This is a genomic window from Clostridioides sp. ZZV15-6388 (assembly GCF_020657755.1).
Classification (GTDB): domain Bacteria; phylum Bacillota; class Clostridia; order Peptostreptococcales; family Peptostreptococcaceae; genus Clostridioides.
Map to the genome: position 1 here is coordinate 123,676 of NZ_JAGWCU010000001.1, position 25,693 is coordinate 149,368.

Sequence of the window (25,693 nt, forward strand, 5' to 3'; positions counted from 1 at the left end):
ATAAAGGGGGGAGTTCTGATAATGAAGCAAAATAAACTTTTACAACGTGGTGCTTATTTTAACGATAAGAACATATTGATTGATGATTTTGATAAAAGATATAATGATTATGATTTTGCAGAATTTTTTACTGGTATAAGTAATAGTACCTTTGGTTTAAAGTCAGATGGTAATTTATATGCTTGTGGAGACAACATAGGTTTTCAATTAGGTGTGGGAAAAGATTCATCAGAAAGAAGGATGTTTAGCAAAGTAAAGATTGACAATGTAAAATATGTATCTTGTGGTTCAAAGCATAGTGTAGCAGTGACTAAAGATGGATTTGCATATGGAGCAGGAACGAGTAATGTAGGTCAATTAGGTGTAATTGAGTCTACAGTATATTATGAATTTACTAAGTTACCAATAGATGATGTAAAAACTGTTGCATGTGGTTATGACTTTACTTTTATACTTAAAAATGATGGAACATTATATTCAGCAGGTTTAAATTCAAGTGGTCAACTTGGACTAGGTGATACTAACAACAGAGCCACTTTCACTAAGGTGAATATAGATAGTGTAAAGGATGTAGTAACTTATAATCAATCTGTATTTATCATAAAAATGGATGGAACAGCACATGCATGTGGATTAAATTCAAGTGGGCAGTTGGGAATTAATAGTACTTTAAATAAGAGTGTTTTTAATAAAATAGAAGGTATGGATAATGTAAAACAGATAGCGTGTGGTAGTAGTCATACAATTCTTATTAAAAATGATGGAACTATGTATACTACAGGATATAATGGAGTTGGTCAGCTTGGTACAGGAAATAATAACAATTCAATTGTATTTACTCTTTCTAGTATAAATAATGTTAAGTATGCTTCTTGTGGAAATAACCATACTATGATATTAAAATATGATAATACACTATTTAGTACAGGACAAAACAATTATGGTCAACTAGCAAATGCCAATAAAGATGTAGCAGCAAGAAATACTTTTGCTAAGGTTAACGTAGAAAATATAAAGGATATTAAGTGTGGTTCTCAATTTAACTTTTTAATAAATGGTTTAAAAGAGATATTTGTATCTGGCTGTAATTTAGCAGGTCAACTTGGTTCATTTTTTCATACAACTTTTCTGTATGAGTTTTCAAAGATACAATCTTCAAGTTTAGATAATTATTCAGGTCTATTGGTCAATGATGATTATTTGTATGTTACAAAGGATAATAGTGAATTTTTAAATGTAAAGTTAAGTGATAATTTTCAAGATTATAAGAAGATAGAATTAACAAATAGTAATATGTTTATTGTTATGAATGATGGGACATTATATGCTTGTGGTTTAAATAATAATGGACAGTTAGGACTGGGAGATACTATTAATAGGTCAGTTATGACTAAGGTAGATATAGATAATGTTTTGGATATAAAGGGAAATGGAAACTCGACTTTTGTGCTTAAGAATAATGGAACATTATATTCATGTGGTTTAAATACTTATGGGATATTGGGTTTAAAGGATGAAGTTAATAGAAATATATTTACAAAAATTGAGCTAGAAAATGTAAAAGATTTTTCTGTAGAAAATGATTATATTATAGCTTTAAATCACTCAAAAGAAGTGTATGGATGGGGTAATCGTATATATACAAATATAGATTCAAAATCAAATTATCCATATAAGCAAAATATTGCTAATATAGAAAAAATAGCTTCATATAATTATTCTATTTATATGATAAACCATGAAGGAAGGTTATATGTTAGAGGATTAAATAATTATGCTCAGCTTGGTGTTAACACTTATGGTAGTGATTATGGAATTTCATTAGTAAAACAGTATAGACCATATTCACAATCTAGTACTTATCAAGAGTTGGTTGATCTACCAAAGATAATTAATGTATTTCCTTTTGATTATGGTTGCGCAATTGTTGATTTAAATGGAAAGGTTTATTTAACAGGACTACATAATTACTCAAATACACAATCTAGCAATATTACTATAAACAATTTCTCTAGATATGGAAAATATGTTGATAGAACAAATGATAATTATAACTATAGTTTTGTACTAAGTCCAGATTTTTCTGACATAGAAAAGGTAGTTGGTAATCCTAGTAATATACTATATATTAAAAAAGGAACTACATATATCACTGGTTATCCAAAAACATTTGGTTCAAATTTTACAGGATACAGAGGATATTCAAGTTTAGGATGTGAAAACTCAAATTTAGGAAACAATTTTATAATTAAATCTTCTAATTCTAAATTACTTGGAGATGGTGTTGCCAGTAATGGAGAATTTGGAAATATAACAAGCCTAGATGGTGTAAGTAATTATGATACAGGGTTAAAAGACATAAAAGATATAATTGTAAAAAATAACACTGTTGTAGTAGTAGATAAAAATAACAATATATATGTAACAGGAGCAAATCAATTTAATAAACTAGGCATAGGAGAATATAATAATGAACCAATAAGAAAATTCACAAATATAACTGAACAATCAAACTCATTTATATTTATGGATGATATAAAAGAAATTACAACATCAAGAAATACAATGTTTATAGTCAAAAATGATGGTACAGCCTACGCCACAGGAAATAATAACTATGGACAATTAGGTTTGGGAGATACAATAAATAGAAATAAGTTTACTCAAATAAACCTTGATAATATAAAGAAAATATCAACAAGTATAGATGGTAGCACAACATTTGCAATTAAAAATGATGGAACACTATACTCTACAGGATTAAATACCAAAGGACAATTGGGACTAGGTGATATAGTAAATAGAAATACATTTACAAAAGTAAATATACAAAATATAAGGGATGTTGTTTTGGGAACTACTCACTCACATGCAATCAAAGAGGATAACACATTATATTCATGTGGAGAAAATACTCATGGGCAACTAGGTATGGGAAGTGAAAGTAATCATCCAGATGTATTGACATTTACTGTAAATAACATAACTAATGTGAGAGATGTATACTGCTCAGATACAACAACATTCATTGTAAAAGACACAAATATTGCATATTGTTGTGGATACAATAATAATTCACAGCTAGGTATGGGAAATACTACTGACCAGTATAGTTTTATAAAATGTATGGAAAATGTAAAAGAAGTTATACCAAATGAAATAAATACTTATATAATAACAATCTATAATACTGCATATAGTACAGGGCTAAATACTGATTATTGCTTAGGACTAAATAGTAATAGTAACCAAAGTGCATTTTCTGAAATTCCAATTTCAAATGTGGTAAAGGTAGCACCAAACAGAAATAATGCAGTACTTTTACTTACAAGTGAAGGGGATGTATATACTGCAGGTAAATGTAGTAATGGTGCAGGTACAGGAAGTGAGACTCCAGAGAAGATTAAAAAAATAGCATCAAAAGCAAAAGATATTGGAATGAATTATAGATGTGGATATTATGTAAGTGATAATGGGGACTTATATGGTACAGGTTTTAATGATTATGGACAATTAGGTCTTGGTGATGTAGCAAAAAGAGATACATTTATAAAAACCAATACAAGAGTAAAGAAAATACTTCCTCTAGAGTATGCTAATATAGCAATAAAAGATACTAATGATATATATATTTGTGGATTAAATAATTATGGGCAATTAGGTGTTGGTAATAGATATGATAGTAGAAATAATGATAATAGAATATTTAATTATAAGCATATGAATTTTGTAATGGGAGATTTAACATCTATTAAAAATAGACATAATTTTATACTTCTAAACAATAAGATAGTTATACCTACTACAAAAGATATAGACTATGGCTTAGTATTAGGAAACTTATATAAAGGAGACCTTTATACTGAACTTCCATATGAAAATATAAAAGAAGTATCTATTTCTAAAACTCATATTATTGTATTGCTTAATGATGGAACAATGTATGGATGTGGTACAAACTATCATGGAGAACTATTACAAGACTTATCTATAAATCAAGTAGATGAATTTGTACAGATTAATGTATCAGATGTAAAACATATTTCATGTGGAGATAATTTTACTTACTTTATAAAATCTGATGATAGTCTTTGGTCTATTGGTAAAAACTCAGAGTATCAATTAGGTATAGGGCATAATAATCCAGTTACTGAATTACAAAGAATTACAACTGTATCTAGCTGTAAAGAAGTACATTGTGGTAAAAACTATACTTTAGTAGTAACTACAGGCAATGAATTATTTGTACAAGGGTATAATGATAAAGGTACTTTAGGATTAGGAAGTGATAGTGAAAATACTATAATTAAATTCTTTACAAAAGCATTGACAGACATAAGAGAAATAAAATCTTATGGAAGTGACCATATATTAGTACTTAAAAATGATAATTCAGTATGGGTTACTGGAAAAAATAGAGATGTATATAAAATTGAGCAACCAGTAGAATTTTTAAAAGAATTCACTATAGTACCTATTTCTGAAGATGTAAATACAGTAAAGGATGTACTTGCAACAGACAATACATTATATATTATATCAGAAGTAGGAACAACAAATGCTGCTATAGAAATTACTGAAAAGTCGATTTCATCAATTAAGATAAAAATACAAGATCCTAATAAAGATATAAGTAGAATAGAATTGCTTATAAATGGTGAAAGTGTAAAATCTGTAAATGATTTAACTACTGAAAAAATATCATTTGAAGTGCCATCAGATAAAATTAAAATAGGAGAGAATAAGATACTATTTAGAGCTTATTGTAAAGGTGATGATTTATATGCCTCTTTATTTATTTTTAAAGAGAGCACTGGAAATTCTATAATTAAAGATTCTTATGTTATGATAGGTAATAGAATATACAAGGTAGTCAATACAACATCTAATGAACAAGACATTACGATTACACTAGATAGAGGGCTTGAAGAAGATTTAAATCTTGGAGACCCTATATATCAATTAATAAATAAAACCAAGGTTCAAGTAAAAATAAATAAATCTGATTTATTTAAAGACATGAAGCTAGTTGAAATCAAAAAATCAGACTCAAGCTATCAAGAAATCTATGAATTAGAAGAAGCCAACATAAAAAGTGCTCAACCCAAAATCATAGTAGAAAAAGGAGATAAATGGACAGCTATAAAACGTCCATCTATGATTTTTAGATATGATGCAGAAAACAACGAATCAGAAGCTTAAAATGGAGGTGTTAAAAATTGTTTAAATTTGATAAAAACAAAATAGAGCAAATCAAACAAGGTAGAAAAGTAGAAATGCAATATAAAGATATTTCAGACATAAGTGCAGGTCAAGTAAAGCAAGATGATGATATAACAAGTAACTTTATAGCAAATGCAGAAATATATGAGATGTTATTAAGTCAAAATCCTGTCAATGAAGTTCGCAGTATAAGCGCATTTAATACATCAAAATCTGGAGGTGAAAGTGGAATGGTAGAAGTATATGTAGCATTAATTTTAAGAGGAAAGAAAACTATAGAAGAGGTACCAACAATAATTAGAGAACAAGTTAGAATTAGATGTGAAGAACTAGAAATACCAGTTGAATAGTAAACTTAGAATAACTATAGAGTAGTTATTTTTTTTATGCAAAGTACAAGGTCTTACTTACTAAAGTCAAGACCTTGTACTTATTTTTTGCTATATTAATATTTTATAGATTTAATTAATTTATAAAAGAAATAAAAAATTAAAACACTAAATATATAAGTAGCAGTGTCAAAATATAGAGTACTATATGATATTAAAATATAGTAAAAATTCAAGATGTAAGTATAAAAAAATTAGATGATAGGAGACTATAATGGATAAGTTAATAACCGAATTGAGTAGTCTAGGGGCAATAGGGATATTATGTGCTCTTCTATTTAAAAACACTATGGAAGAGAAAAAAGAAGATAGAGATATGTACAAAAAAACTGTAGAGAATTTTATAGAATTATCTACTCAACAACAAGAAATAAATAAAAATATACTTGTACAGATGGGAATAATGAAGATAGATGTAGAGGAAATTAAAGAAAATGTAACTGATATAAAAGATATGTTACAAAAAGAAGGTGTATAATATGAAAGTAGCAATAGTACCAGGTCACACATTGTCAGGAAAAGGAACTGGGGCAGTTGGCTATATAGACGAAGGAAAAGAAAACAGAATCCTAACAGACCTAATAGTAAAATGGCTAAAACTAGGAGGAGCAACAACATATACTGGTAAAATAGACAAATCAAATGAATATCTATCAGAACAATGTCAAATAGCCAACAAACAAGATGTAGACCTAGCAGTACAAATCCATTTTAATGCAAATAAAACAACTCTAAATCCTATGGGAACAGAAACAATATATAAAACAAATAACGGAGAAATATATGCAAAAAGAGTAAACTCAAAACTTTCAACTGTGTTTAAAAATAGAGGAGCGAAAGAAGATATAAGAAACCTATACTGGCTTAATCATACAAAAGCACCAGCAATACTAATCGAAACTTGTTTTGTAGACAGTAAAGTAGACACTGATTATTATATTAGAAGCAAACACACAATTGCAAAACTAATAGCAGAGGGCATTTTAAATAAAAATATAAAAGAAGAAGATAACTTACAGGAATCTTATGAAAATGTAATAGTATATTCTGGAGAAGTTGATAAAGCAATTGCAACCATAATGTCATTTTATATAGAAAAAAGCTTATTAATTGATATAAAGGACTATAAAAATAAAATGGCAAAAAACATTTTTTCTATAGGTGGAAAATCTACTGAAGTCGTAAAAAATTATTCTGATAAATATATTGAATTTGTTGGGAATGATAGAAAAGAAACTTTTGAGCTTGTGTTAAAGTACTTAGAAAAGCATAATTAAAATATAAATAAAGAAATATATATAAATAAATGTGTAAAACAAATAGATAGGAAACTTGAATAAATTAGCTTAATTAGAAAACTAAATAAAACGAAACAAATTAAAAAAATGAACAAATATAAAAGCGGTAGCATTAAATGCTACCTCTTTTTATAATTAAACTATAAAATTATTGTCTGTTAACTAAAATAGCTATCTTAGCATCTGGATTATAACTTATTTGAACCATTTGATTTTTCTTAATATGCTCAAGGTCTTCACCACCATAAGCAATTTGTAATTTAACTGGTAATTTACCTTGTTTTATAATAGCAACATACTCTTTTTTACCTTTTTTCTCTAAACTAATCAAATTGCCAACATAAGGTTTAAAGTTTTGATACTTTTTACTAGAATTTCTTATGTAGAAGAAAGCACCAACAGCAATAACTAAATTTATGCCAAGTGTAACCCAAGAATTGATTTTCAGCATAGCTCCAGCGATTATTATCACGAACATTAAAACGATAGGTAATATAGCCTTCTTAAGAAGTAATTTACCCATTATTTCATTAGCCTTTTTCTCAGGGCCACTCATAGTTTTTGATCTAGCAAATGATTGCGCGAATTTGTCTTTTAAGCCCATTTTATCCTCCTAATTTTAATAAATATTTAGTTATAATAACGAGAGATTACTTGAAACTAAAAATTTACTACATTTATATTATGTTTGACTTTTGTATAAATAATTACATTCAAGTAAAGCAAAATATACTAATTATTTTATCATAAAACTATAAAAAAGAAAATAAATGAAATAAAAATATTAGAGCAAAGAAATGATGTAAAATCGTATCAAAAGCAACATAAAAATTATTTATCTATTTTTTTATCTTTATTTTTATTATACTCAGTTTTTTCAAAGTCTTTCTCTTTTTCATATTCATGAAGTTTTAATTCAATCATACCTTCTATTTTTGCTCTATCATAATCACTTAGTTTTCTAAAGTTTTTTAAAAGTTTTATTTCATCAGAACTTATGCTATTAAATGGATAGTTTGGTGAGGAATCGCAAATTAAATTTGATTCTTGTGATATATTATCTCCATTTAATAGCCAGTCTACAGAAACATTAAATATATCAGCTATGGATTTTAATATCTCATAATTTGGTTTTCTAATATTTCTTTCAAATTTACTCAAATTATCACAGTTTAACATTTCTTCTAATTCATATTGCTTAAGGTTCTTTGTTTTTCTTAAATAAACAATTCTTTCTCCTAAAGTATCCATAAACACTCTCCATTCAATTAATGTCAGAAAGACTTTTTAAAATATAAATAGTTGCAAATTTAAGGTCAAAATGACATAAAAATATTGACTTAAGGTCAAAATGACTTTATAATTAATTTAATGATACGAAATTACATCCTAATTTTAGCACAAAGTAATCAAAAAATCTTATTTAGTATTAAATAAATTCATGTACTTAATATTTGTACATATTTAAAAAATATACTAAACAGAGGGAGGTGTATAAATTTAATAATAAAATTAAATATAAATCCACTTAGAAAGGAAACTTGATTAAATGGATACTCGAAAAAAATGGATACCTTTTTTGGGAATACAGGTCAAGCAAAGGCTTATTGAATTAAACATGACTCAAAGGGAATTAGCAAAAAAAGTCGGTGTTAATGAAAACTATTTGTCAGCTATTTTAAATGGCAGAAGAACAGGAAAAAAATATAAATCATCAATTTATCAATTGCTTAATATAGAATATTCAGAAGAAGATTAATATTAATAACTAATATATGAAGAAGGGGCATATTATTATGTGTAAATTAGATTCAGAAGGAGTAATAGAGTGCTGTAGAGCAATTGATGATTTTATTACGGCTCTCAATGGTGTACGAAGTTTAAACATGGAAAAACTGGATATTTTAACTAAATATTCTACTTCATGTTCAATCCTTCTTAGAGAGGAAAATTACAAAGGATGTACAATTGTATATAAAAAGATGTTGGAAGAATTAAAGACATAAATAATATATTAATTAGAGATAGAAAGAATTACATAGTGAGATAGAATATTTTTAAAAATATATAAAAAACATATAAACTAAAATATGGATATGTTAATCTAACTACAATAAATGTGTTTGTAATTAAATTATAGTTTATTTGAGCAACTTAATATCCATATTTTAGTTGTTAATTTAGCACAAAAAAAGAATCTTTATAAATGATGTAAATTCGTATCAAATTATGTATGTTTAAACTGGTTTATCGTTACTATCAGTAGGAGAATGTTTTTCTAATTCCTTATATTCAGATATCTTAAACTCTAGCATTCCTTCTATTTTTATTTTATCACGTTCATTCAATTGCCTATAGAGATTTAATATCATCATTTCATCATCAGTTACATGTAGATTATACAAATAATCTTCCTTATTTTCTTCAACACTATTATTGGAGTTTACTTTTTCTTTTCCATATAGAAGCCAGTCAGTGCTAACATCAAAATAATCAGCTATTGACATTAATATATCGCAATTAGGCTTCCTACCTCCAGTTTCAAACTTACCTAAGTTTTCAAATTTTAAAATATCCATAAGTTTACGCTGGGTAAGTTTTCTGGAGTTTCTCAAATAAGCAATTCTTTTTCCTAAAGTATCCATGAAACACACTCCTTTCTTTTCATAAATAAAAGTCTAGATGACATTAAAAATCGAGGTATATTCCTTTTGTTCTATAAAATTACTAAAATAAAGTCTAAATGACATTTTGCTTAAATTAATATACTCATACTATGATTTTAACATATTATAATTGAAAATATATGGTTTATTTTGATTTATAGATATCTTTTAATAGGCAAAAGTAGATATTGAAAATAAAGTAGTTTCAATAATATATTTTATAGATTACTTTTAAAGTATACTTGGGTATGAAAATATAATTTTCTAATAATGAAGAATATATAAAAATTATACTAAGAATAGATATTAGAAAGAGAATAGTATTATATTGTAGTTTATATTAGTTAAAGATAAAGAATTTCAAATGTTTAAAATATAATATAGGCTTACAATATAATACTATTGGACTTGTTTATCTAGTTTTGTTTTCTTTATAGAATAACAATATTATGAATGCAAGTAAATTTACACAAAAAACTGTTATATACATCTGTCTAAATCCTAAATTTAGAGTAGATTGTAGTGTATTTTCTATTTTTATTTTATTGTTTTCTATAGAATTTATATAATCGAGTTTTGACTTATTAAAAGCTTTTGGGATTTCATCTTTTACTTCCTGTGTCTTTGCTAGAACTAATTGAAGCGATTTTTTTTGTTGCTCCATTGTGTCAAAACCTTTTTCCATGTCTTGTTTTTTATTCATGGAATCATTTAATTTTGTCTGAAGTTCTTTCTTTTGAGATTCCATGTTTTTAAGTTTTTTACGTAATTGTTTTCTTTGAGACTTAGTTTTTTGTAATTTGGTATTTAACTCAGCTCTTGCTTTTTTAAGTTGTTGTATTTGAGCATTTAGAGCTTCTTTTTTTTCATTTAAATTTGGTTTATTCTCACTAGAATTATTATTTTTATTTTCTGTAGAATCATTTTTATTACTGTTTGAGTCAGAATTACTAGTGTTATTTTGTTCTTGATTATTTGATGAATTTTCGTTATCAGGAGGAGTAGTACCTTGTGGTATTGTAGGTATTTTATTATAAGCAAGTGTCATTTCATTTATAGCTTTATCTTGTTTTTTTATACCTTGTTCCATACCTTTTATGCCTTTATCAGTTCCAGCGATACCTTTTTTTATTCCAGCTATTCCTTGATTAATACCAGTTCTAGCTTTTACCATATTGTCAATACCAGTTTGAATTCCTTTGATGCCACTGTTTAGTTTGTTTTCGCCTTCCTCAATACCATTTATTCCACTTTGAGTACCATCTATTCCTTTTTGAACATTTGATTCTATTTTTGTAATTACAGAAGGAACTTTTTCATCAAACATTGTTGTTGATATTTCTTTTGTGATGTTGGTAATATTGGTTGTATCTGCTGATTGAACTTTGTCTAGTAAGTATTTTGGTAGTTTGCCATCTGTCATATCCATATTAATACTTGATGAATCGTTCATATTTGGTATAGAAATATTTTTTAAATTCTTAGCCATTTCTGGGTCTGACTTTAAATCATCTATCATAGTTTCAAGTTCTTCAAGTTGAACTATTTTAGGTGTTGATGGCTTACCAACTATATCCATAATATTATCCTGTACAGATAATCCCGCATGTGCTATAAATCCAATCATTATTGCAGGCGAAATTGAAGTTCCAATTGAGCGTATTAGAGATAGTGTTGCAAGTGCAGAATTAGATTCTTCTATTTTTGTATTTGAAAGCATCATGTAATTTAAAGGTGTTCCCATAGTAAATCCCATTCCTAATCCCATAAATATTAGACTTACACATACACTAAATACTGTATTGGTTTTTAGTGCAATTAAAATTAGATAAAGAGAGCCTATCATAGATACTGAAAATCCAAGTAATAGTATCTTTTTTGCACCAAATTTATCGATAAGTCTTCCACTCAGAGGGGCAGCGATACCTGCAAACAATCCTAATATGGCAACAAAATATCCACCAGAACCAGCATTTATTTTTAATGCATTTTCAGCATATTGTGGAACAAATACCATACCCATCATTCCAATGCCAACAATTAAAGATAGAATGAGTACTATTAGTATTCTTGGATTTAAAAAATATTCGAAATTCAAAATAGGGTCTTTAGCTTTATTTTCAACAAATATAAAAATAGGTATAAGTATTATAAATGTCAATAAATAAGGATAAACTGATGTATCTTGTATAGAATTTTTAAAATTAAAAAAGTCTATATTCATAAGACCATATAACAAAGATACTATTATACATATCAACATTAATGTTCCTAATTTATCTATTTTCTCTGTAGATGGAGACTTATTATTTTTAATAAATAGTATTCCTCCAATAATTATAACCAAGCATATTGGAAGATTAACAAAAAACAACCATTTCCAATTTTGAGTTCCAAATATACTTAGTATTGTACTACCTATACTTGAGCCTAAAATATTTGCAATACCATAGGTTGCTCCAACTAAACCTAAAGCCATGCCTCTTTTGTTTTCTGGGAAAGTGGTTCCAAATTCTGCTGTAGCAATTGGCATAATTCCGCCTCCACCAATAGCTTGTATAACACGGCCAATTAGTAAAATATAAAAGTTGGAAAATAATGATGATAATCCACAGATTAATGAGCCACTACCAAATAGAAATATACTAACTAAATATACATATTTTCTTCCTATTTTATCTGCTAATTTACCAGAGATAGGGATTACAGACGCATATGTTAGTGTATATATAGTAATCATCCAAATTCCTGTTTTTTCATTTACACCTAGGCTATTTTGTATAATTGTTCTTGCTGGTGATACTATTCCAGTATCAATAGCTCCCATAAATATACCTAGAAGATAAAGAGTGAGTACTAAAAATAACTTTGGATTATTATCTTTGCTTTGAACACTAGTATTAGAATTCAAGGTAAACACCACCTTAATGTATTAATTTTTCAATATACGGCTTTAAATCTTCAAATTCTATATGAAGATATGTTGAGTATGAAAAAAACATTTTGATTATGATATTACATACTAATTTATCATTATTAAAGAAATTTTCTTGTTCTAAAGCTTCATATACTTTATTTGAAAGTTGCTCATGAAAATCATTTTTATGTTTTTTCATTTCGATAAATCTTTCCATTCCAAAAGTATCTAAAAAATCATCATATTGAATATTATGAACCTTGTTTATAAAATTTCTTATTTCTGTAAAGATAATATTTAGTTTTTCAATGTAATTATCACTATTTTTATTAGAGTATTCAATTCGCCTTATCAATAAATCCCATTCTGATTTTGTAATATATTCTATTATTTCTCGTTTTGATTTGAAGTAATTATATACTGTACCTGCACTTATACCACACCTTTGAGCTATTTTTCTTATACTAATATTTGAGTAATCTTCTTCCAAAATCATATCTCGAGACACTTTTAGTATATCTTCCTTTACGTTTTCTAAAATCTTAGGCATATGACCACCTCTTCTATTAAAATTATTATGAACACTGTTTATTATAAACCTTTAAAATTTATTAATCAATATGAAAGCTATAATGTATAATATTAATATATAGATATGATGTAAAATAAATGTCTTATTATATAAGTATTTAATCTAATTAAATTTATATTTTTTATATTTAAACAGGAATATGTACTAAAATTATGTAATATTAGATTTTTCTTTTTAATAAGTTAATAATATTATTATATGATAAGGAGAGTAAAATGATGGAAAAGAAGTATGTAATGGCACTAGACCAAGGAACAACTAGTTCAAGAGCTATATTATTTAATAAAAAAGGTGAAATAGTAAAAATTGCGCAAAAGGAATTTAAACAGATTTATCCAAAAGCTGGCTGGGTAGAACATGACCCTATGGAAATATGGGGTTCACAAAGTGGGGTAATGAGAGAGGTCATAGAAACAGCAGGTATAAGACCAGAAGAAATTGCTTCAATAGGTATAACTAATCAAAGAGAGACTACCATTGTTTGGAGTAGGTATACTGGGAAACCGATTTATAACGCAATAGTATGGCAATGTAGAAGAACATCAGAAATCTGTGAATAAAAAAGGTGAAATAGTAAAAATTGCGCAAAAGGAATTTAAACAGATTTATCCAAAAGCTGGCTGGGTAGAACATGACCCTATGGAAATATGGGGTTCACAAAGTGGGGTAATGAGAGAGGTCATAGAAACAGCAGGTATAAGACCAGAAGAAATTGCTTCAATAGGTATAACTAATCAAAGAGAGACTACCATTGTTTGGAGTAGGTATACTGGGAAACCGATTTATAACGCAATAGTATGGCAATGTAGAAGAACATCAGAAATCTGTGATGTACTCAAAAGTAAAGGATTAGAGGAATCGATAAAGGAAAAAACGGGTCTTTTGATAGATGCATACTTTTCAGCAACAAAGATAAAGTGGATACTAGATAATGTAGAAGGTGCTAGAGAAAAAGCAGAACAAGGCGAATTATTATTTGGTACTATAGATACATGGTTAATATGGAACTTAACGCGTGGAAAAGTACATATAACAGATTATTCAAATGCATCTAGAACGATGATGTACAATATAAATAACTTAGAGTGGGATAAAGACATACTACGAGAACTAGATATACCAATAAGTATGTTACCAGTAGTAAAACCTTCTAGCTATGTCTATGGTCATACAGATGAACGTATGCTATCAGGAGCTAAAATACCTATTGCTGGATGCGCAGGAGACCAACAAGCAGCCTTGTTTGGTCAAAATTGTATTGAAGAAGGTACTGCAAAAAATACTTATGGAACAGGTTGCTTTCTACTTATGAACACAGGTAACAATATAGTTAAATCTAAACATGGTTTGCTTACAACAATTGCTTGGGGTGTTGATGGAAAAGTAACTTATGCATTAGAAGGAAGTATATTTATTGGAGGGGCATCTATCCAATGGCTTAGAGATGAACTTAAAATGATTGAATCTGCAAGCGATAGTGAAATTTATGCAAATAGAGTAGAAGATACTAATGGTGTGTATGTAGTACCTGCATTTACAGGTCTTGGTGCTCCATATTGGGATATGTATGCTAGAGGGTCAATATTGGGTATTACAAGAGGTGCAAAAAAAGAGCATATAATTAGAGCAACATTGGAATCAATTGCGTACCAAACAAAAGATGTATTAGAAGCAATGCAACACGATTCAAAATTAAAATTAAAGTCATTAAAGGTTGATGGAGGAGCAAGTAATAATAATTTCTTAATGCAATTCCAGTCAGATATACTAAATGTAGATATAGATAGACCTAAAATAGTAGAAACTACAGCTTTGGGAGCTGCTTATTTAGCAGGATTGTGTGTAGGATTCTATATTGGAAGAAATGAAATTACATCAAAATGGTCAGTCGAAAAAGAGTTTAATCCAAATATGAGTGAAGAGAAGAGAAGTAGATTATATAAAGGTTGGAAGAAAGCTGTGTCAAGAGCTTTAAGTTGGGAAAAAGAAGATGAGCAAGACCTTTAAAGGTTAGATGCATTTGAATTTAAAAGTAGGGCTTTTGTAAAGCTCTACTTTTTTATTTTTACTTTTTTATTCTCAAATTTATATTTTTGTATAGTTGTAACCAAGTAGTATAATCTATTTTTCATTTTCGTATAAAAACATTGGTATAGAATTATAAATATGCTGGTCCCCAACAACCAAAAGAATATCTCCCTCTAAAAATTCAATATATGGACCAGGAGAGATTATAAGTTCCTCACCTCTTTTAATTGCAACGATTGTAGCCCCTGTATTTTGCCAAAACTTAGTTTGTGCAGCTGTTTGGCCAATGTACTTACAATTAGAATTTATTGTGAACTGAACGGGCACTAAGGGGTTTATTATTTCGAGTCTATTAGAATAATCTATAATTTTATTTATAGTATCTAAGATTTCATTTTCTAGATTTGATTTAGTATCTATTAAATTGTAAAGTGTTGATTTATATGATGATATATTTGTAATGTCTCTATATTTTTTTATAAAAGAAGAAGCTTTGCCTGGTGATAATACAATAACACCTTTACCTTTTATGCTTTTAACAACACCAATATCTTCTAAAATTTTAACAGCTCTCCTTATAGTTTCTGGTGATACGTTGTATTTACCAGCCAAAACAGAGCGTCCAAACAATACTGAATCTTCCTGTATTTCACCTGTATATATTTTATTTGCAATATCCAAAGCTATCTTTTGGTATATTGGCATAGTATAGTTTTTTTCCATTGTTTTTCCTCCAATATAAAATTTATGTTAAAAAATATATAATCTTAATAATACTATTGTATAATTTATAAATTTATATGTCTACATTATGTACAAATATTGTCGTTTTTTTAAAATAATATTTTAACATGCATTTAGTATACATATTTTTATTTTGCTCTTCAAAGTATGTAATGAAGTATTTAAGGGAATTTAAAGACATTCTATGGAGAAAAATAAATAATTATATAGATGAAATAAACAAATGAATGAAAAAAAACACTTCTGTCTTGCATATAAAGTTATTAAAATTGAAAAATGCTTTAAAAATGAAAGTCAAAAGCTATAATTTATCTATAAATAATTAATTATTAACTAAAAAATAGGAAAAATGTTTTTTGAAAAAGAACTACAAATGAATGTCGATTTAAAATAATTGCAAAAAAATTCCTTAAATGGTAAAATTATATTAATTAAATGTATTGAAATAGTTGGAAAAATAAAAATGCATACAAGTAATAAAATATTTCATGCAATATATATAATAAACAAAATTTAAAAATTAAAACTACTTATTCTATCAAAATGTTAGCAAGGGGGGTCATAAATTGTATAAAGTAGATTTAAATAGCGATTTAGGAGAAAGTTTTGGAACATATAAGATTGGTTTAGATGAAGAAGTCTTAAAATATATTTCATCAGCTAATATAGCCTGTGGATTTCATGCAGGAGATCCTAGTCACATGGATAAAACAGTAAAACTTGCCAAAGAAAATGGAGTTAAAATAGGAGCACATCCAGGTTTTTTAGATTTAATAGGATTTGGAAGACGTGAGATAAAAATAACAAAACAAGAAGCTAAAGATTATACAAAGTATCAATTGGGAGCATTAATGGCATTTGCAAGTTCAAATGGATGTAATATACAGCATGTAAAGCCACATGGAGCTTTATATAATATGGCTGCAAAAGACAAAAATTTGGCCATGGCTATTTGTGAAGCTATATATGAAGTTAATAAAGATATTACTTTGTTAGGGCTATATAATAGTGAAATGATAAGTTCAGCTAAAGAGATTGGACTTAAGTTTGCAAATGAAGTATTTGCAGATAGAGCCTATGATAGCAACGGTTTTTTGGTTCCAAGAAATGTAGAAGGAGCCGTTATACATGATACAGAAACTGCAATAGATAGAGTTGTTAAGATGGTAAAAGAAGGAACAGTGGAAACCATAACTGGTGAAATTATACATATTAAAGCAGACTCTATATGTGTGCATGGAGACAATCCAAAAGCAATAGAGTTTGTTAAAGAAATAAGAAAACGTTTTGAATTAGAAAGTATAGAAGTTTGTCCATTAGAAAATATGGAAGTTTGTTCATCAGAGGACATATTGTAAGGTTGATAATATGAGGGGGAAATAAAATATGAGTACAAAAAATATTACTGATAACGAAAAAGGTAAAAAAGACGTTGGGGCACTTATAGGAGCCGCATTTATAATGGCAACATCAGCAATTGGGCCAGGGTTTTTAACTCAGACAGCACAGTTTACTCAAGATTTTGGGCCAAGTTTTTCATTTGTAGTATTAATTACAACTATCCTTTTTATAGGAGCTCAAGTAAATGTATGGAGAGTAATTGGTGTATCAGGGCTTAGAGGTCAAGATATAGCAAATAAAATAGTACCTGGATTGGGTTACTTTGTAGCTTTTTTAGTAGGTCTTGGTGGATTAGCTTTTAATATAGGAAATGTTGGTGGAGCTGCACTTGGTATGAATGTAATGTTTAATATGAATATGACATTAGGAACTATATTAAGTGGATTAATAGCAATATTTGTATTTATGTCAAAGAATTCAAATTCTTTAGTAGATAAGATAACTAAGTTTTTAGCATTAGGCATGATAATTATAGTTGGATATGTAGCAATATCAAATCATCCTCCTGTTGGAGAAGCAGTTTATAGAATGGTAAAACCAGAAAATCCAAAGATATTGATATTTCCAATAATAACTCTACTTGGAGGAAGTGTTGGAGGATATATAACATTTGCTGGAGGACATAGATTAATAGATGCTGGAATAACAGGTGAAGAAAATATAAAAGAAATAACTAAATCATCTCTTTTAGGGATATTAGTTGCAACTATGATGAGGGTACTTCTATTTTTAGCAATATTAGCAGTAGTTTCAAAAGGGCTTCAACTTGACCCAGAAAATCCAGCAGCTTCAGCTTTCAAGTTTAGTGCAGGAGCGATAGGATATAAATTCTTTGGGCTTGTATTATGGTCTGCTGCAATTACATCAGTTATAGGAGCTGCTTATACATCAGTTTCTTTCTTAAAGACGCTAAATCCTTTTATAGCAAAAAATGAAAAGTACTTTATAATAGCATTTATAGCTATATCAACACTTATAATGGCATTTATAGGTAAACCAGCAACTTTATTAATTTTAGCAGGTGCTTTAAATGGTTTAATACTTCCAATAACTTTAGGAATAATGCTTATAGCATCTAAGAGAAAAGATATTGTTGGTGATTATAAACATCCTACATGGCTTTTGATATTTGGATTAATAGTAGTTTTAATATCTGCTTATGCAGGAATAACTTCTCTTAGTAGTCTAAGTACTTTATTTGCTTAATTTAGAAGAGGTGACATTTATGGAAATTAGATACTTGCTATCAGGAGACAAAGCAGTAGTTGCTGAATTTGGAAATGAGATATCAGAAGATATAAATAAAAAAGTAATTTCGTTTATGAGAGCGATAGAAATATCCAATCTTAAAGGTATTGTCACAGAAATGGTGCCAACATACAGGTCACTTATGATAAGTTACAATCCCTTGAAAATAGATTTTGATAGTTTAATTGAGAGTTTAAAAAAAATAGAAAATAATTTAGAAAGTATAGAGCTACCAAAACCTAAAATACATGAAATTCCAGTATGTTATGATAAGGTATTTGGTATAGATATTGAAACTGTTGCAAGCTACAATAATCTGACTGTAGATGAAGTCATAAATATACACACAGGCAGAGAGTATTTAATATATATGTTAGGATTTACTCCTGGATTTCCATATCTAGGTGGAATGGATGAAAGAATAGCTACACCTAGATTAGAAGTACCAAGAACTAAAATTTACGGTGGAAGTGTGGGAATAGCTGGTTCTCAGACAGGCGTATATCCTATAGATAGCCCTGGTGGATGGCAAATAATTGGTAGAACACCTTTAAAACTATATGATGAAAATAGAGAAGAGCAAATTTTACTTCGAGCTGGAGATTTTATAAAGTTTGTTCCAATAACTTTAGATGAATTTATAGAAATTGAAAAAAATAATTTAAGTGTTTAAAAATAGTGATAATGCAGGGAGTGGTATATATGGGATTTAAAGTAGAATTAGGAGGTTTCCAAACATTAATACAAGACAGAGGTAGAGTTGGATATGGACAATATGGTGTATCTGGGTGTGGAGCAATGGACGAATATGCACATAGAGTAGGAAATATATTAGTTGGAAATTCTGAAGATGAAGCTTCTTTGGAGGTTCTAATGTTAGGTCCTACAATTACCTTTGATGAATATACACAAATAGCAGTAACTGGCGGAGATTTAGGAGCTAGAATAAATGGAAAAGAGATTCAAAATTGGAGGTCATATCAAATAAATCCTGGTGACATATTATCATTTAGAGGTGTAAAATCAGGAGCTAGAGCATATGTATCAATAGCTGGTGGAATAGATGTGCCGCTTGCAATGGGAAGTAAATCAACTTATACAAGAGCTAAGATTGGTGGATTTGAAGGTAGAGCACTTAAAAAAGGTGATTATATAAATACTTTTGCTCAGGAAAAAGATTTTACAATAAATAAAAAATTAAATTCAAAATATATTCCAAATTATAGTTCAGAAATAGTACTGAGAATTGTAAAAGGTCCTCAATTTGATGCTTTTTCTAAAGATGAAGTAGAAAAATTCTTATCAAATGAATACAAAGTTACAAATGAAATAGATAGAATGGGTTGTAGACTAGATGGAGAGAGTATAAAGCACCTTAATGGAGCAGATATTATCTCTGATGGTATTTCTTATGGAGCTATACAAGTACCTGGACATGGGAAACCTATTATAATGCTATCAGATAGACAGACTAGTGGTGGATATACTAAAATAGGGAATGTTATAAGTGTAGATTTATATAAGTTGGCACAAGCAAAACCAAATGATGTAGTAAAGTTTGAATTTGTAGATATATATGAAGCTCATAGATTATTGAGAGAACAAGAAGATAAGATTCAAGATATATATAAAAGTATGAAAAATATAAGAGTTGTTAAAGCCAAAGTATTAAATGATATAGCGGTTTAATTTAAATTTAATTAATATTAATTTTTGTTACAATTTAAAATACAATTTAGAAATAGCTATTTACTATTTGCCATTATTAAAATGGTTTGAATTAGTCAAATAGCTATTTTTGTTTGAGTAGATACATTAATTTTAAAAGAGCTTACGTTTTGGTTTTATGTATTAAACATTTTAAGTATTAAACAATTGTATTATAGATATTTACTTGGACTTTATCGGCCAAATGGGAGGTGATATAACACCATATCCACGAGCTATTGTATCTTTACTTGGATTGATGATTTTATGAGGTACATTGGCTTTTATAAATGTTGAGTCTCCTGGATTTAATCTTACTATCTTTTCACCCATACAAATATCAACCACACCACTTGTTACTACCATGATTTCCTCTGATGCATGATAGATACAATCTTTAGCATCTTCACTTTCTGGATTAAGTTCAAATTCTACAAGTAAAATTGAAGGTGCAAAATCAGCTGTTGGCATTGGAGATACTATCTCATAAAACATTTCACTTTTTGGAAACTTCATCATAACTCTATCTTCTTTTCTGATGACTAAATCATCAGTATTATTATCATCCATAAACATATATAAAGGAGTATCTAAAACTTCAGCGATTTTTCTTAATGAAGACAAGGATGGTTCGATAGCATCTCTTTCGATTTGAGATATATAACTTATAGATAAGTCTGTCAATTTGGAAACATCACTTAGTGTTTTTTTCTTGTTTTTTCTTATATTTCTCATCTTTTCCCCTAGCATAAGAACCTCCAAATAATAAAATTTATACAAAATATTCGATTAAAACAAAGTAATTATAGCATAACATAGAAGTAGTAGCAAGAAAGATGTATTGAAGATTTTAAGAATTAGCAATTAGTGAGATGCAAATAAAATCTTATAAAAATAAATTATTGATGAATTAATATAATGCAGAAGAATTTAATATATGATTATTAATTTAAAGGGTGTTATTGTAGAATATTTTAGAAAAAAGTAAATTTTCAGTAAATTATATTGACAGAAGTATTGAAGTAATAATATAATTTAAAGTATAAAAGTAAAAAAATTAAATTATTACTTCAAAAATAAGGAGGTTAACATGAAAATAACAGATATTAAATTTGAGAAATTAAGAATCAAATTAAGAAAGCCTGTTGTAGTTTCGTTTGGAACAATTGAATATGGAGAGAGCATAATCTTAAAAATTGAGACTGATGAAGGTTACTATGGATTTGGAGAAGCTGCTCCTCTTGCAGCAGTTACAGGTGAAGTTTTAGATACTGTACTTTCTATATTAATTATGTTTAAGAAGGAACTTATAGGTAAAGACCCATTAGATATTGAAACTATACATACAATTATGGATGGAATCATAATAGGTAATACTTCTGCTAAAGCAGCAATTGATATAGCTTTGTATGACCTTAAAGGTAAAATTATGAATGTACCTCTTTATAAGGTTCTTGGAGGATATGATAACAAAGTTCAAACAGATGTAACTATAGGTATAGATAAACCAGAGAAAATGGCAGAAGAAGCACTGGGAAGAGTTAGAGAAGGTTTTAGAATATTGAAGCTTAAAGCTGGAATAAGACCTGAAGAAGATATTGAAGCCGTAAAATTAATTAGAGAAGCTGTTGGAGATAATATAAGAATTAGAATAGATGCAAATCAAGGTTGGAATGTAAATAGTAGTATAAATACTATCAAAAAACTAGAAGAATTTGGTGTTGATGCGATTGAACAAGCACTTCCACATTGGGATTTAGATGGAACTTCCTACATAAGAAATAAGAGTAATACCAAGATTATGATAGATGAGTCATTGCATTCACCAATAGATGCAATTAAAGCTATAAAGAAAAATGCAGTTGATACATTTAATATCAAGTTAATGAAATCTGGCGGAATTTATCCTGCAATAAAAATCAACAATATAGCTGAAGCAAGTGGGGTTAATTGTATGTTAGGATGTATGCTTGAAACAAGGATTGGTATAACAGCAGCAGCAAATTTAATAGCATCTAAGAAGAATATAACAGAAGCTGACCTTGATAGTTTTATGTTTTGTGAAGAATTAGAAAGTATATCTGGAGGATTTGAAATGGATGGAGATATTATGAATCTTGTCAATAAACCAGGTTTAGGAATAGAAGTGAACTTATGATGAAATTAGGGGGGTAAATATGAATACACTTTTTTCAAGTACAGGCAGTATACTTGCAATAATGACAGCTATGATTGCATTTGGACTTTACTTACAAAAATATAAAGTAACTAAAAGTTTAGGGCCAGCACTTACAATAATCATAATGGGAATAATACTTTCAAATTTAAAAGTAGTTCCAGTAAGTACAGAATTATATGGAACTATTTCTACATATGCTATACCAGTTTCCATGACTATAATGTTGATGAGTGTTGACTTAAAAGAAATGACAAAACTATCAAGAGAGCCTTTAATAGCAATTTTTGTGGCAGTATTGACAGTAAGTATAATGGCGTTTTTATTTGGATTGGTATTTGCAGGCGAAATATCAGAAGGATGGAAAGTCGCAGGGATGTTTGTAGGTACATATACTGGAGGAAGCGCTAATCTTACAGCTATTGGAACTGGTCTTAATGTAAGTAGGCAGACTCTAGCAGCAGCAAATGCAGCAGATTATGTAATTGGAGTTCCAACATTAATATTTATGTTTGCACTTCCAGCAGTATTAAAAAATTCAAAGAAATTTCAAAAGCTTTGGCCATATCATGTAGAAGAATCGGAATTAGAAGATTGCCAGAACGAAGAATTTATGCAATCAAAAGAGTGGAGTATAAAAGATATTGCTTGGATGTTGGCTATAGGTTTTGTTGTTACAGAGATTGCAACAATACTTTCAGGATATTTTAGTTCAAGTTTTAGTAGTGCAGCAAGAATTCTTTTAGTTACAACAATTTCGATTATAATTGCTCAGTTAAAACCAGTAAAAAAATTAAAGGGTAATTTAGATTTAGGATTATTTGTTGCATTATTCTTTTTATGTACAATAGGATTTTCAGTAGATATAAAAGAGTTTTTAGGTTCAACTTTTACTATAACGTTTTACTGCTTTAGCATAATATTTGCTTCATTTGCCTTCCATCTATTTGTAACTAGAATGTTAAAGATAAAGTACCAATATGTAATACTTTCTATAGTAGGAGCAATTGCTGATGGTCCAACATCAGCTTTAGTAGCTGCTTCAGCAAAATGGAATTCGCTTGTAAGTGTAGCTGTAGTTATGGGGGTAATTGGTGGAGTATTAGGAAATTATGCAGGCATATCGGTGGCATATGCAATAAAAATGTTTCTTGGTCTATAGGAGGTGACTTTATTGAGAAAGTTTAAGTTATATATATCTGGTTTATATAGTGGTAATGTAGTATTTGACGAAGTTTTACTTATTGAAAAGCTGAATCCTTTTACAAATGAAATAGAAGAAATAAAACCTATGAGTAAAGAGGAAGGCACATATTATTTAAATCTTACAAAAATAGATTTGAAATTTTTATTTGAAAATTTCAATGTTTATAGCAATAGTTTAATAAACACAGACAAAAGTATAGTTGTAAATGAGTTAGGAGAAACATATTCTAAGTTTAATGACTATATCTGGGTTCAAAGAAATAAAAAATTTCCTTTAGATGTAATTGTTTTGGATAATAAAGTAGTTGGATTTATATGTTTGTCTAGGGAAACTTGTACTATATTAATTATGGATGGATATGAGGATTATACGATATTAAAAGAGTGGAAAAAAACACATGAAAATGAAGAGATATATCCTATAAAATTTGATGGAAATTACATGATTGATATGAAAGATGAAATAAAACTTTCTACAGATGTATATCTTCCTAAGTTTGAAGACTCTACTAAAAAAGTACCCACAATTCTTATGAGAACTCCATATGGAAAAGAAAGTGATAAAGAAATATATTATAAGTATGTACAAAGGGGATATGCTGTTGTCATACAAGATGTCAGGGGAAGAAATGAATCAGAAGGTAAGTGGGAGCCTATGATATATGAAAGAGAAGATGGAGATAGTACTATAAATTGGATAGTAGCACAAGAATGGTCAAATGAAGTTGTTGGAATGCTGGGAGCATCATACCTTGGTTATGTTCAATGGGCAGCTGCATCTTCAGGAAACAAACACCTAAAAGCTTTAATTAGTATAGTTACAGCAGGTAGCCCTTTCATTGATATACCAAGAAAAGGTGGAGCTTTTGTATCTGGAATGCTTGCATGGGCATTTATGGTATCAAGAAATAAAGTTGATAGAAGTAAAATGATAAGAGATGACTGGGATGATGTTTTAAATATAAGACCGATACAAAATATACCTATTGAAGCACTTGGATATAGAATAGAATTTTTAGAAGAGTGGATAAAAAGAGTAGAAAAGGATGAATATTGGGATAGGATAGATTGGCATCTAAAAAAAGATAAAATAAATGTGCCTGCATTAGTCATATCTGGATGGTATGATGATAACGGTATGGGTACTACAGAAGCTTTGGATGTAATAAAAAATTATGAAAGAGGAAAGAGAAAGGCTATATTAGGTCCCTGGATGCATAATTCAAACACTATAAGGGATATAAATGATATTCCTTTTGGAGATAATTCATTGAGGTATGATGTAGACTATAACTATCTATTATGGTTTGATAAATACTTAAAAGGAATAGAAAATGATATAGATAAGACTGCTCCAATAGAGTATTATTCAGTAGGTTCGAATGAATGGAAGATGGCAGAAAATTGGCCAATAGAAAATAAAATAGATAAAAGTATCTATTTAATAAGTGGTGGAAATGCTAATACATCTTTAGGGGATGGAAAACTATCTTTTGAAGAATGTTCAAAATATAGTTATGATAGCTACATATATAATCCAAAAGACCCTTCAATACAGTTGATTGATATGTCAGAAAATGAAGTGGGAGTTCCAAATAATTATAAAGATTTGGAGAAAAGAAGTGATATGTTGTGTTATACATCAGATGCTTTTAGTGAAGAATTTACTATAACAGGTGATATAAAGTTGGAATTCTTTGCATCAAGTTCTGCAAGAGATACTGATTGGGTTATAAAAATTATGGATGTGGATTCAGATGGAAACTCAATTAAATTAGCTGATGGTATACTAAGTGCTAGATTCAGAAATAGTTTTTATAAGTCAGAATTTATGGAAGAAGGAGAAATTTATAAGTTCACAATAACAACTTCAAAAATATCAAATACATTTAAAATTGGACATCGAATTAGGTTAGATATAACATCTAGTGCAAAAAACTTTATATTCCCAAATAGTAACACTAAAGATGGTTATAACAGTATTGAGTATATAAAAGCAAAAAATACAATTTATCATGGAGGTAAATACCCATCTAGATTGATATTGCCAATAGAAAATAATTAAATTAATAAATTAAATAATAAGGAGATATAGTAT

At 28.4% G+C, this 25,693-nt stretch carries 22 protein-coding genes; 15 read left to right on the plus strand and 7 right to left on the minus strand.

What is annotated here, in order from left to right; translation table 11 throughout:
* The first annotated feature begins 21 nt into the window (after positions 1–21).
* The 4 genes from KGF48_RS00575 to KGF48_RS00590 all read left to right on the plus strand — a co-directional run bounded on the left by KGF48_RS00575 (position 22) and on the right by KGF48_RS00590 (position 6,889).
* The gene (locus KGF48_RS00575; protein WP_227867642.1) at positions 22–5,202 is read left to right on the plus strand and encodes a chromosome condensation regulator; all 5,181 of its coding nucleotides are present in this window, start codon (positions 22–24) and stop codon (positions 5,200–5,202) included.
* Between the two features lie 17 nt (positions 5,203–5,219).
* Positions 5,220–5,573, plus strand: a complete 354-nt coding sequence (locus KGF48_RS00580) for a CD1375 family protein (RefSeq protein ID WP_227839622.1) — start codon at positions 5,220–5,222, stop codon at positions 5,571–5,573.
* Between the two features lie 253 nt (positions 5,574–5,826).
* Positions 5,827–6,090 carry a hypothetical protein gene (locus KGF48_RS00585; protein ID WP_227839623.1) on the plus strand — a complete coding sequence of 88 codons (264 nt, stop codon included), beginning with the start codon at positions 5,827–5,829 and terminating at the stop codon, positions 6,088–6,090.
* A gap of 1 nt (position 6,091) precedes the next feature.
* Positions 6,092–6,889 carry an N-acetylmuramoyl-L-alanine amidase gene (locus KGF48_RS00590; protein WP_227867643.1) on the plus strand — a complete coding sequence of 266 codons (798 nt, stop codon included), beginning with the start codon at positions 6,092–6,094 and terminating at the stop codon, positions 6,887–6,889.
* A gap of 169 nt (positions 6,890–7,058) precedes the next feature.
* Here KGF48_RS00590 and KGF48_RS00595 read toward each other — a convergent pair whose 3' ends face one another.
* Positions 7,059–7,514: a hypothetical protein gene (locus KGF48_RS00595; protein WP_227434279.1), complete on the minus strand. Its 456-nt coding sequence runs from the start codon at positions 7,512–7,514 to the stop codon at positions 7,059–7,061.
* Between the two features lie 227 nt (positions 7,515–7,741).
* Entirely contained in the window at positions 7,742–8,161 is a 420-nt protein-coding gene (locus KGF48_RS00600; protein WP_227839625.1) for a helix-turn-helix domain-containing protein, read from the minus strand.
* 298 nt (positions 8,162–8,459) lie between these two features.
* On the opposite strand from KGF48_RS00600, the gene KGF48_RS00605 reads away from it, so the two are divergent.
* Both KGF48_RS00605 and KGF48_RS00610 read left to right on the plus strand, forming a co-directional pair.
* Positions 8,460–8,669 (plus strand): helix-turn-helix transcriptional regulator, encoded by a 210-nt coding sequence (locus KGF48_RS00605; protein ID WP_227434281.1) that lies wholly within the window; start codon positions 8,460–8,462, stop codon positions 8,667–8,669.
* A 37-nt stretch (positions 8,670–8,706) separates the two neighbouring features.
* Positions 8,707–8,916, plus strand: coding sequence for a hypothetical protein (locus tag KGF48_RS00610; protein ID WP_227827249.1), 210 nt, complete (start codon positions 8,707–8,709; stop codon positions 8,914–8,916).
* A 231-nt stretch (positions 8,917–9,147) separates the two neighbouring features.
* Here the strand turns inward: KGF48_RS00610 and KGF48_RS00615 are convergent, their stop codons facing one another.
* The 3 genes from KGF48_RS00615 to KGF48_RS00625 all read right to left on the minus strand — a co-directional run bounded on the left by KGF48_RS00615 (position 9,148) and on the right by KGF48_RS00625 (position 13,043).
* Positions 9,148–9,555, minus strand: a complete 408-nt coding sequence (locus KGF48_RS00615; protein ID WP_227839626.1) for a helix-turn-helix domain-containing protein — start codon at positions 9,553–9,555, stop codon at positions 9,148–9,150.
* 433 nt (positions 9,556–9,988) lie between these two features.
* Complete coding sequence (locus tag KGF48_RS00620) at positions 9,989–12,496, minus strand: MDR family MFS transporter (protein WP_227841477.1); 2,508 nt, start codon at positions 12,494–12,496, stop codon at positions 9,989–9,991.
* Positions 12,497–12,500: 4 nt separating this feature from the next.
* Positions 12,501–13,043 carry a TetR/AcrR family transcriptional regulator gene (locus tag KGF48_RS00625; protein WP_227867644.1) on the minus strand — a complete coding sequence of 181 codons (543 nt, stop codon included), beginning with the start codon at positions 13,041–13,043 and terminating at the stop codon, positions 12,501–12,503.
* A gap of 260 nt (positions 13,044–13,303) precedes the next feature.
* On the opposite strand from KGF48_RS00625, the gene KGF48_RS00630 reads away from it, so the two are divergent.
* Together KGF48_RS00630 and glpK are read left to right on the plus strand one after the other, a co-directional pair.
* Complete coding sequence (locus KGF48_RS00630; RefSeq protein WP_227867645.1) at positions 13,304–13,645, plus strand: FGGY family carbohydrate kinase; 342 nt, start codon at positions 13,304–13,306, stop codon at positions 13,643–13,645.
* A complete protein-coding gene (gene glpK, locus KGF48_RS00635; protein ID WP_227867646.1) occupies positions 13,638–15,092 on the plus strand; it encodes a glycerol kinase GlpK in 1,455 nt (484 codons plus the stop codon). Before KGF48_RS00630 ends, glpK begins: the two co-directional genes overlap by 8 nt.
* Before the next feature lie 114 nt (positions 15,093–15,206).
* Here glpK and KGF48_RS00640 read toward each other — a convergent pair whose 3' ends face one another.
* Positions 15,207–15,836 (minus strand): TrkA C-terminal domain-containing protein, encoded by a 630-nt coding sequence (locus tag KGF48_RS00640; protein ID WP_227827254.1) that lies wholly within the window; start codon positions 15,834–15,836, stop codon positions 15,207–15,209.
* A gap of 587 nt (positions 15,837–16,423) precedes the next feature.
* On the opposite strand from KGF48_RS00640, the gene KGF48_RS00645 reads away from it, so the two are divergent.
* From KGF48_RS00645 to KGF48_RS00660, 4 genes are read left to right on the plus strand one after another with little or no spacing between them, the layout of a single operon-like run.
* The gene (locus KGF48_RS00645) at positions 16,424–17,215 is read left to right on the plus strand and encodes a 5-oxoprolinase subunit PxpA (protein WP_227839536.1); all 792 of its coding nucleotides are present in this window, start codon (positions 16,424–16,426) and stop codon (positions 17,213–17,215) included.
* Positions 17,216–17,243: 28 nt separating this feature from the next.
* Positions 17,244–18,464 carry an NRAMP family divalent metal transporter gene (locus KGF48_RS00650; RefSeq protein ID WP_227839537.1) on the plus strand — a complete coding sequence of 407 codons (1,221 nt, stop codon included), beginning with the start codon at positions 17,244–17,246 and terminating at the stop codon, positions 18,462–18,464.
* 19 nt (positions 18,465–18,483) lie between these two features.
* The gene (gene pxpB / locus KGF48_RS00655) at positions 18,484–19,179 is read left to right on the plus strand and encodes a 5-oxoprolinase subunit PxpB (RefSeq protein WP_227827257.1); all 696 of its coding nucleotides are present in this window, start codon (positions 18,484–18,486) and stop codon (positions 19,177–19,179) included.
* A 29-nt stretch (positions 19,180–19,208) separates the two neighbouring features.
* The gene (locus KGF48_RS00660; protein WP_227827258.1) at positions 19,209–20,195 is read left to right on the plus strand and encodes a biotin-dependent carboxyltransferase family protein; all 987 of its coding nucleotides are present in this window, start codon (positions 19,209–19,211) and stop codon (positions 20,193–20,195) included.
* A 201-nt stretch (positions 20,196–20,396) separates the two neighbouring features.
* On the opposite strand, the gene KGF48_RS00665 is transcribed toward KGF48_RS00660, so the two are convergent.
* Entirely contained in the window at positions 20,397–20,963 is a 567-nt protein-coding gene (locus tag KGF48_RS00665) for an XRE family transcriptional regulator (protein WP_227827259.1), read from the minus strand.
* Positions 20,964–21,303: 340 nt separating this feature from the next.
* Between KGF48_RS00665 and KGF48_RS00670 the strand changes: the two genes are divergently transcribed.
* The 3 genes from KGF48_RS00670 to KGF48_RS00680 are packed head-to-tail and all read left to right on the plus strand — an operon-like array spanning position 21,304 to position 25,660.
* Positions 21,304–22,371, plus strand: a complete 1,068-nt coding sequence (locus KGF48_RS00670; protein ID WP_227839538.1) for a dipeptide epimerase — start codon at positions 21,304–21,306, stop codon at positions 22,369–22,371.
* 19 nt (positions 22,372–22,390) lie between these two features.
* A complete protein-coding gene (locus tag KGF48_RS00675; protein ID WP_227827261.1) occupies positions 22,391–23,551 on the plus strand; it encodes a DUF819 domain-containing protein in 1,161 nt (386 codons plus the stop codon).
* A gap of 3 nt (positions 23,552–23,554) precedes the next feature.
* Positions 23,555–25,660, plus strand: a complete 2,106-nt coding sequence (locus KGF48_RS00680) for a CocE/NonD family hydrolase (protein ID WP_413894776.1) — start codon at positions 23,555–23,557, stop codon at positions 25,658–25,660.
* The last annotated feature ends 33 nt before the right edge of the window (positions 25,661–25,693 follow it).